The organism is Exiguobacterium sp. s80, assembly GCF_018618725.1.
Taxonomy (GTDB): Bacteria; Bacillota; Bacilli; order Exiguobacteriales; family Exiguobacteriaceae; genus Exiguobacterium_A; species Exiguobacterium_A oxidotolerans.
In genome coordinates, this window is the sequence record NZ_JACSMP010000016.1 from 6,633 (window position 1) to 14,672 (window position 8,040).

Here is an 8,040-nt window from a genome sequence, read left to right on the forward strand (position 1 = left end):
GAGGAGGCGGTGGGATTCGAACCCACGCACGGCTTTCGCCGCCTGACGGTTTTCAAGACCGTTCTCTTAAACCACTTGAGTACGCCTCCAAGTTATATGTAGTTTTCAGGTAAAAAAAAAGAAATGGAGGAGGCGGTGGGATTCGAACCCACGCACGGCTTTCGCCGCCTGACGGTTTTCAAGACCGTTCTCTTAAACCACTTGAGTACGCCTCCGTACTTATAATCGAGCAAATTGTAACGTGCTTGCCTTCCTGACATAAATTATAATAGCATCTTGGTTTTACTCTGTAAAGACCTTTTCTAAAAAAACTTTTTAAAAGTACAAAGGGGGAAGGCTCCCCCTTTTCTACTTATGCTTGAATCACTTTGAGTCCACCCATGTATGGACGAAGTACTTCTGGAATAATAACTGAACCATCTGCTTGTTGATAGTTCTCTAAGATGGCTGCGACCGTCCGGCCAACAGCAAGCGCAGAACCGTTTAATGTATGCACGAATTCCGGTTTTGCATTCGCTTCCCGGCGGAAACGAATTTGTGCCCGGCGCGCCTGGAAATCTTCAAAGTTTGAACAAGAAGAAATCTCGCGGTAAACGCCTTGGCTCGGCATCCAGACTTCGATATCGTATTTCTTCGCTGCTGTGAATCCAAGATCCGCTGTACACATGCTGAGGACTTGATACGGTAATTTCAATCGTTTAAGCACTTCTTCGGCTTGACCAGTCAACAGTTCAAGTTGTTCATAAGACTCTTCCGGCTTAACGAAACGAACGAGCTCCACTTTGTTGAATTGGTGTTGACGAATCAGGCCTCGTGTATCACGGCCGGCAGATCCGGCTTCTGAGCGGAAACACTGGCTGTATGCTGCATAACCGATCGGTAATTGGCTCGCTGCCAAGATTTCATCCCGGTGCATGTTCGTGACGGGAACTTCCGCTGTCGGGACGAGGAAGTAGTTCGTCTCTTCGACTTTGAAGGCATCTTCTTCGAACTTCGGAAGTTGACCTGTTCCTGTCATTGATTCGCGGTTGACCATGAGTGGCGGTAAGATTTCCGTATAGCCGTTTTCATCTTGATGCATGTCCATCATGAAGTTGATTAACGCACGTTCGAGACGAGCACCTGCCCCACGATAGAAAACGAAGCGACTTCCTGTGACTTTCCCTGCCCGTTCCACGTCGACGATTTTTAATTGCTCCATCAAATCCCAATGCGGGACGGCGTCGAAATCAAAGGCCGGCTTATCACCCACTTCACGGATGACGACATTATCATCCTCTGAAGAACCAATCGGGACGCTATCATGCGGAATGTTCGGGATACCAAGCAACAGTTGATTCAACGTCGCTTCGACTTCGCGCAACTCGTCGTCGATTCCTTTAATCTCATCTCCGACAGTTCGCATCGCGGCAATTGCCTCGTCGGCATTTTCTTTATTGCGTTTGAGTTCTGCAATTTTTTTCGTCGCGTCATTTCGTTCCGCTTTCAAGACCTCGGTCCGGGCAATCAGTTCACGACGTTTTTCATCTAACGCGACGAAACGGTTCATGTCCGTCAAATCTTCCCCGCGGTGTGCTAGTTTTTCTTGGATTGCGTCAAAATCCTGACGCAGGCGTTTAATATCAATCATGTGTATTCCTCCTTTTTTTCAATAAAAAAAGGCAATCCATCCCTCTCCGGTATAAAAACCGAAGAGGGACGAATCACCTTGGATCCGCGTTGCCACCCTCATTGCTAGTCGTACTAGCCAACTCAAAGACGCGATAACGGGCGTACCCGCACCTTGTTCGCAAGGTGTGCGATCCGGCTCGATTCAAGGCATCCTTCTGACTAGTTCACACCAACCACTAGCTCTCTTAACAGAATAAATTCCTTTACTTGGTCCGTTCATTGCATCGTTATGAGATTAGCTCTACTTTACACTATCCTGTTTGAGATTGACAAGACCCGGTTTACGAATCGCATCATCAATTTTATCGGACCAGGCCGCAATCGCCCGGAACAAACGGGTCTTGAAGCTCGCCAAAGCGATTCGCTCCGCACTATAGAGAAGTAATCTCGGCACATCAAACCCCGGCAAGTACATGCCTTCATCCTTCACTTGAACCGTTCCGACACTTGCGCCATTCTTGATTGGAGCATGGGTCAGATTAAACGTAAATACGGGTGGACGGGTTGCTGCGTTCTTCGGCACCGTCACGTAAAGCGATGCATCCGTGATGACGTCATAGTCTGTTTCTTCCGCACCACGAATCGGGAAGACGTCTTTAATCCGCTCGCCTTTTCCGTAATAAGTCAACGGCTCAAACGATGAGAAGCCATAATCGAGTAACTTTTTTGTTTCTGCAAACCGCGCTTGATCGGATGTCGTCCGCATGACGACTGTAATGATCGTCATGTTATCTTTCGTCGCGACACCGGCAAAACAATATCCGGCAAGATCAGTCGTCCCTGTCTTCATCCCACGCATCCCGGGATACGCGTACTTTTGATCTTTCAACATCTTATCGGAGTTTTGGAGCGTGATGCCATCCAGTTTCATCGAAGAACGACTCGTGACATCTAATACATCGGGATAATCTTTAATAAAACGAATGACGAGTAGTGCAATGTCGGTCGCTGTCATCAAGTTCGTCCCCGGTAAGGCTGCATCGACTGCATCGAGTCCCGATGCATTTGCGTATTCTGTATTGTCCATCCCAAATGTATTCGCCGTCTCATTCATCAGCTTGACGAATTTTTGTTCTGTTCCGGCAACGACTTCAGCAAGTAATACAGCCGCATCATTAGCTGACTTGATGAACGCTGCATCATAGAGCTCACGAACGGTATATGTACGATTGCTTAACGGCACCCGTGCCAATCCTGGTGTGCCTGCTAATTTGAGTACTTTTTGGCTTGGTTGAACTTTTTTGTTCCAGCTTAGTTTCTTTTGTTCGATTTGACGTCGGACTAAGTAAAGTGTCATCAATTTCGTCATCGAAGCCGGAGGTAAAGCCAAATCGGCTTGTTCTTCTAACAATACTTTACCGGTCACAGCATCGACCATGATGTAGGATTCTGCCTTGATCGTCGGTACCTCGGCATAACTCGTCACTGGGAGTAGACTCGTCGTCAGTAAAAGGACGCTCAAGAAGAGTATGAAAAGTCGTTTCATCGTTCCTCTCCTTCAATTCATTTATACCCTCAGTGTAGCATAAAAAAAGTATCCCACAGCTTGAACTGAAGGATACTTTTTTTGTCGTTAGATGACGTGAACCGAACGTTGCTGTTTTACTTTTTCAATAAAGTAACGATGCAAACGGGTATCGTTCGTTAATTCCGGATGAAACGAACAGGCGAGATGCATGTCTGTTTCGACGACGACGATTTCGTCGTCTATACGAGCGAGAACGCGGGTCGCTTGATCGATTCGTTCGACATAAGGGGCTCGAATAAAGACAGCTTCAATGTCCGCCCCGATTCCGTCGACGGCTAGCATCGTTTCAAAACTGTCCACTTGGCGACCGAACGCATTTCGTTTCACTTTCATCGGGATTGCCCCGAGGTGAACATCTCCTTGTTCAAGTTCCGTCGCTAATAAAATCATCCCGGCGCACGTCCCGAACATCGGTAACGTCTTTATTTTTTGTCGAAGGGGCGCAAGCAAGGAGTAGCGATCAATCAACCGGCGCATCGCTGTCGACTCACCACCGGGCAAGACAAGTCCGGCGATTCCTTCTAAATCTTCCGCCGATTTGATGATTCGTGTTTTTACACCGAGCGATGCCAACATCTCAAGGTGTTCCCTGACTGCCCCTTGTAGACCAAGTACCCCGATTACCATCCCCGTGGTGCCATCCGTTCCTCAAACGGCATCGACGTGACATCAATCCCCTTCATTGCTGTTCCGAGACCTTTCGAGAGATACGCAATTCGTTCGAAGTCATCCCGGTACGTCACGGCTTCGACGATCGCTTTCGCAAATTTTTCCGGTTGCTCCGATTTAAAAATGCCTGAACCGACGAAAACACCGTCAGCTCCAAGATGCATCATCAGCGCAGCATCTGCCGGCGTCGCGATTCCACCGGCAGCAAAGTTAACAACGGGTAGACGCCCTTCTTGCTGAATCATCCGTAAGACTTCGTAAGGTGCACCCCACTCCTTCGCCCGTGTCATCAACTCATCCGGATTCGTATGTAAAACCTGGTTGAGTTCAGCTTGAATTTTTCGCATATGCCGGACGGCTTCGACGACGTTACCCGTTCCCGGTTCGCCTTTTGTCCGAATCATCGCCGCACCTTCCGCAATTCGGCGAGCCGCCTCTCCTAAATCGCGCGCCCCACAAACGAACGGTACCGTAAACGTCGACTTCAACAGATGGTACTCTTCATCAGCCGGTGTCAGGACTTCACTCTCATCAATGAAATCGACCCCCATCGACTCAAGAATCCGTGCTTCGACGATATGGCCGATTCGGCATTTCGCCATGACAGGAATCGTGACGGCATTTACGACCTCTTCCGTGATGGTCGGATCTGCCATTCGTGCCACACCTCCATCTCGGCGAATATCAGACGGGACACGTTCGAGTGCCATGACGGCGACGGCACCGGCTGCCTCTGCGATTTTTGCTTGCTCGGCATTGACGACGTCCATGATGACGCCCCCTTTTTGCATCTCAGCCATTCCTCTTTTGACACGATCCGTTCCTTGTTGCCGTTCCATCATTCTAAATTCCCCCTTGAACAATTTGATTGATAGCTCCGTACTTACGTTTTAGTATAGTCTCGATTGACTATTTTAAAAGCATCAGTTTATGATGAAATGAACAGGTCAGTTTTAGGAGGTACTTCAATGGATATGTTATCGTTCGAGTTAATACGAGAGGGCAATAAGCCGTTATACGAGCAATTGTATCAACAGATTCGTCAAGAAATCATCGATGGACGTCTAGAGTATGGTGTCAAATTACCTTCAAAAAGAAAACTCGGTCAGTTCTTGAACTTGAGTCAAACGACGATTGAGCTCGCCTATCAACAACTTGTCGCCGAAGGCTATGTCGAGTCAGTTTCAAGAAAAGGGTATTTTGTCTTAGCACACGAAGAGCTCGCTTATGTAAAGAAAACACCACTAGCAACGAAGCAACGCCTTTCTCCGTCCACCTATATCCGTCATGATTTCCATCCGAGTAAAATCGATGGATCATCTTTTCCTTTTTCACGTTGGCGAAAACATGCGAAGGATGTCATCGATGAACATAATCAATCTCTTGTTTCACTCGGACACCCGCAAGGCGATCTCGCCTTACGTGTTGAAATTGCGACCTACCTATATCACTCAAGAGGTGTCATCTGTTCGCCTGAACAAATCATCATTGGGTCTGGGGTCGAACAACTTTTGCCCCAACTGATTTTCCTGCTAGGACAACATGTCACCTACGGAATCGAAGATCCCGGTTATCATGCGACCCGACTCATTCTTGAGAATCATGGACGAACAGCAATCCCGATTCCGGTCGATCAAAGTGGTGTCAAAGTCTCGACTTTAAGTCAGACCGATGTGGATATCATGTATGTGACACCTGCCCACCAATTTCCATCCGGAAGCATCTTATCCGTCAATCGGCGCCGGCAATTGGTGAACTGGGCTGCTGAATCCCCGACACGTTACATCATTGAGGATGACTACGACAGTGAGTTTCGTTATAGTGGCAAGTCGATTCCGTCACTCCACAGCATCGATAGTGAACGAGTACTTTATTTGAGCACCTTCTCCAAGTCGCTCATGCCTTCACTGCGGATTGGCTACATGGTCCTTCCGCCTTCTTTGCTTGAGCGCTATCAGACCGAACTCTCCTATTACACATGCAGTGTCTCACGTTTTGATCAAACGATTTTGACACGTTTTATGAAAGAAGGCGACTTCGAGAAACATTTGAATCGGATGCGAAAGATTTACCGGCGTAAGTTAGACATCGTCGTCAATTCGTTACGTGCTATCTCATCCCTGCGCTTGACCGGCGAAAGTGCGGGTTTGCATGTCGTCGTTTCTGTTGCGAACGGGATGACGGAAGAAGAATTAGTCAAGCGAGCACACGACGCTTCAATTCAGGTCTATGGTTTATCCCAGTATGCACAACTTCCGTTAGAAGCAACGCATCCACAAATCGTGTTAGGTTTTGCAAGTCTATCGGAATCAGATCTTGAAGAGGGGCTTGGCGAGTTGTTACAGTCTTGGCAGTTGTAACAGCAGTCTCTCGGACTGTGAACAAAACCAGCTTGAACGTGTCCGTGATTTTCATATAGGCTATGTCGTTAAACACCTTGAGCCGCTTAACATCATTAATCTATAAACAAAAAAAGGCCCCGCATCATCTGCAGGGCTTTCTTTTTATTGGCGTGTATAGTTCGATGCTTCTTTTGTGATTTGAATGTCATGTGGGTGACTTTCTTGTAAGCCAGCACCCGTCATGCGGATGAATTGTGTGTCTTCTCGCAATTCTTCTAATGAAGCTGCTCCACAATATCCCATTCCTGAACGAATCCCACCAACGAGTTGATAGACAGAATCACCGAGTTTTCCACGGTAAGCGACACGACCTTCAATTCCTTCTGGAACGAATTTCTTATCTGCTTCTTGGAAGTAGCGATCTTGACTACCACGTTTCATTGATGCTTCAGAACCCATACCACGGTATGTCTTAAATTGACGACCTTGGTAGATTTCCATTTCGCCCGGGCTTTCTTCAACACCAGCAAGCAGACTACCTAACATGACCGCATGACCGCCAGCTGCAAGTGCTTTGACGATATCGCCCGAGTACTTAATACCGCCGTCGGCAATGATAGAGACACCATGCTTACGGGCCTCTGTCGCACAATCAAAGACTGCAGTGATTTGTGGAACCCCCACTCCCGCAACGACACGTGTCGTACAAATTGAACCAGGTCCAATCCCTACCTTGACGACCGATGCACCAGCTTCAATTAAATCGCGTGTTGCTTCTGCTGTTGCAACGTTCCCTGCGATGATTGGAAGATTTGGATATTCATCACGAAGCTCACGTACTTTTAAGAGTACGCCTTCAGAGTGACCGTGTGCCGTATCGACGACGAGTGCATCGACGCCTGCATCAACAAGGAAACGTGCGCGAAGAGATGCATCTTTCGTGACACCGACAGCTGCAGCGACGAGAAGACGTCCGAATTGATCTTTTGCTGCATGTGGATATTGTTCGACTTTTTCAATATCCTTTGTTGTGATTAAGCCTTTTAATACACCGTTCTCATCAACGAGTGGTAACTTTTCAATGCGATGTTTGTGGAGAATTTGTTCTGCTTCTTCAAGTGACGTACCAACTGTAGCAGTGACGAGTTCTTCTGTCGTCATGACCGTCTCAATTACCGTCGAGTAGTCTTTAACAAAACGAAGATCACGATTTGTTAAAATACCAACGAGCTTCCGTTCTGTTTCGTTGTTAACGATCGGAACACCAGAAATACGATATTTACTCATTAAATATTCAGCATCGTATACTTGGCGTTCAGGTGTAAGGTAAAACGGATTCGTGATGACACCATTTTCAGAACGTTTGACGCGATCGACATGTTCTGCTTGGTCTTCCATCGACATATTTTTGTGGACGACACCTAGACCGCCTTGACGTGCCATGGCAATCGCCATTGGTGCTTCCGTCACAGTATCCATTCCTGCACTGATTAACGGGATGTTCAGTGTAATCCCTTCGCATAAGGATACAGATAGATCGACGTCACGTGGTAAGACACTTGAACGACGTGGTACAAGCAAAACGTCATCAAACGTCAAGCCCTCTTTAGCAAATTTATTCTCCCACATGTTTATCCACTCGCTTTCTCTTTGATAAAAGAATATTGATGTTATGGTAACAAGGAGAAACAGTCATGTCAATGACTCCAGTAATAATCAGAACAGTCTGAAGTTTCACACAACACAAAAAGACCGACCTGCAAGATGCAGATCGGTCTTTTTCAATTGCCTGGCAACGTCCTATCCTCACAGGGGGAAGCCCCCAACTAC

6 protein-coding genes, 2 tRNA genes and 1 other annotated feature are annotated in these 8,040 nt (G+C 47.3%); of the genes, 1 reads left to right on the forward strand and 7 read right to left on the reverse strand.

Going from position 1 to position 8,040, the window contains the following annotated elements:
* Position 1: 1 nt before the first annotated feature.
* The 6 genes from KNP94_RS15555 to pdxS form a co-directional block, all read right to left on the reverse strand.
* A tRNA-Ser gene (locus KNP94_RS15555) sits at positions 2-89 on the reverse strand.
* A gap of 35 nt (positions 90-124) precedes the next feature.
* Positions 125-215: transfer RNA gene (locus KNP94_RS15560), tRNA-Ser, on the reverse strand.
* Positions 216-352: 137 nt separating this feature from the next.
* Positions 353-1,630 (reverse strand): serine--tRNA ligase, encoded by a 1,278-nt coding sequence (gene serS, locus KNP94_RS15565; RefSeq protein WP_214894521.1) that lies wholly within the window; start codon positions 1,628-1,630, stop codon positions 353-355.
* A gap of 61 nt (positions 1,631-1,691) precedes the next feature.
* Positions 1,692-1,900: a binding site (T-box leader), on the reverse strand.
* A gap of 12 nt (positions 1,901-1,912) precedes the next feature.
* Positions 1,913-3,157: a D-alanyl-D-alanine carboxypeptidase family protein gene (locus KNP94_RS15570; RefSeq protein ID WP_215115942.1), complete on the reverse strand. Its 1,245-nt coding sequence runs from the start codon at positions 3,155-3,157 to the stop codon at positions 1,913-1,915.
* Between the two features lie 87 nt (positions 3,158-3,244).
* Positions 3,245-3,826 carry a pyridoxal 5'-phosphate synthase glutaminase subunit PdxT gene (gene pdxT, locus KNP94_RS15575; protein ID WP_215115943.1) on the reverse strand — a complete coding sequence of 194 codons (582 nt, stop codon included), beginning with the start codon at positions 3,824-3,826 and terminating at the stop codon, positions 3,245-3,247.
* Entirely contained in the window at positions 3,820-4,707 is an 888-nt protein-coding gene (gene pdxS / locus KNP94_RS15580) for a pyridoxal 5'-phosphate synthase lyase subunit PdxS (RefSeq protein WP_371816055.1), read from the reverse strand. The genes pdxT and pdxS overlap by 7 nt, the downstream gene beginning before the upstream one ends.
* 129 nt (positions 4,708-4,836) lie before the next feature.
* Here pdxS and pdxR point away from each other — a divergent pair, with 129 nt between their 5' ends.
* Positions 4,837-6,228 (forward strand): MocR-like pyridoxine biosynthesis transcription factor PdxR, encoded by a 1,392-nt coding sequence (gene pdxR, locus KNP94_RS15585; RefSeq protein ID WP_215115945.1) that lies wholly within the window; start codon positions 4,837-4,839, stop codon positions 6,226-6,228.
* A 144-nt stretch (positions 6,229-6,372) separates the two neighbouring features.
* Here pdxR and guaB read toward each other — a convergent pair whose 3' ends face one another.
* Entirely contained in the window at positions 6,373-7,839 is a 1,467-nt protein-coding gene (gene guaB / locus KNP94_RS15590; protein ID WP_029332179.1) for an IMP dehydrogenase, read from the reverse strand.
* Positions 7,840-8,040 lie beyond the last annotated feature (201 nt).